Source organism: Methylobacterium indicum (genome assembly GCF_001043895.1).
Lineage (GTDB): Bacteria > Pseudomonadota > Alphaproteobacteria > Rhizobiales > Beijerinckiaceae > Methylobacterium > Methylobacterium indicum.
This window is the reverse complement of sequence record NZ_JTHF01000428.1, coordinates 1-1,571: the sequence shown is the minus strand read 5'-3', so window position 1 is coordinate 1,571 and position 1,571 is coordinate 1. Positions and strand designations below refer to the sequence as shown.

General features: G+C 72.8%; 1 protein-coding gene. It reads left to right on the top strand.

Annotated features, from left to right (window positions below):
• On the top strand, positions 1-1,571 hold a 1,571-nt coding region (locus QR78_RS31090; protein WP_048431502.1), incomplete at both ends, for a L,D-transpeptidase family protein.

The following is a 1,571-nucleotide window of genomic DNA, read 5'->3' as shown; positions in this document are numbered from 1 at the left end:
CGGTGGCCGAGGCGGTGGCGGCGCGCCTCGCCGATCCGAGCGTCACGCTGATCCGCCGCCTGAACACGAAGCAGCGGGAGGCGATGCAGGCCTTCTACGCGCTCGGCGCCTTCAAGTCGGTCTGGCTCACGGAGAGCGGCTGGTCCGACGCCGCCAAGGCGGTGATCGTCCGGCTGCAGGCCGCGGGCGAGGACGGTCTCGACCCCCTCGCCTACCCGATCCCGCTCCTCGACCCGCCCCACGCCACGGCGGCCGACCGGGCCGAGGCCGACCTCAAGCTCTCGGCGGCGGCCGTGCTCTATGCCCGCGACGCCCGCGGCGGGCGCCTCGAACCCTCGCGCCTGTCGCGCTTCATCACCCCGAAGCTCGACCTGCCCGGTGCCGACGCGGTGCTGACCCGCCTCACCCCGGCCGGGACGAATGCCGGCGCCCTCCTCCAGGCCTACAATCCGGGGCAGCCCGGCTACCTCGCCCTCAAGGCCAAGCTCGCGAGCCTGCGGGCCCAGCAGCCGAACCGCGCCGTGCCGATGGTGCGCCTGCCCAAGGGCCCGGCGCTGAAGGCCGGCATGCGCGACGCGCGGGTGCCGCTGATCCGCGCCCGCTTCGGCCTGACCGGCGCGCAGGACGCCACCGCCTACGACGAGGGCGTGGCGACGGCGGTGGCCAGCTTCCAGCGCCAGCGCGGAATGAAGGCGAGCGGCGTTCTCGATCCTGCCACCGTGGCGGCCCTCGCCGGCCCGAGCCCGGACCGGCAGGAGGCCGACCTCCTCGCCAACATGGAGCGCTGGCGCTGGCTGCCGGCGGATCTCGGCCGCACCCACGTCTTCGTCAACATCCCCGAATACAAGGTCCGGGTGATCCGCGACGGCCGCGTCCTCGACGAGGCCCGGGTGATCGTCGGCAAGCCGGATTCCCCGACCCCGATCTTTTCGGGCGAGATGACCTACGCGGTGGTCAACCCGTCCTGGACGGTGCCGCCCTCGATCCTCAAGAGCCAGTTCCTGCCCGGCCTCGCCCGCGATCCGAACTACGCGGCGCGCCTCGGCTACCAGGTGGTGAAGCGCGGCAACGGCATCGCCATCCGGCAGCCGCCGGGCGAGCGCAATGCGCTCGGCTTCATCAAGTTCATGTTCCCCAACGACCACGCGGTCTACCTGCACGACACGCCGAACCGCACCCTGTTCTCCCGCTCCGAGCGGGCGCTGAGCCACGGCTGCGTGCGCGTCGACGACCCGTTCCGCTTCGCCCAGGTGGTGCTCGGATCGCACTGGCCGCAGGAGCGGCTGCAGAAGCTGATCGGCAAGGGCGAGCGCACCGTGATGCTGCCCGAGAAGCTGCCGGTCCACCTCGCCTACTTCACTCTGGAGGCCGACGCGAACGGGACCTTGCGCAGCCTGCCCGACCTGTACGGCGTCAACGCCCGGGTGAAGGTTGCGCTCGGCCTCTCGAACGAGGCGCTGCCGCCCGAGGCCGGCCACAAGCCCAAGGTCGCCGCGCCCAAGGTCGCCAAGCCGAAGCCCACCGGCACCCCCGCCGCCACGCCGCATCGCGACCGGGACCTGGCCCAGCAG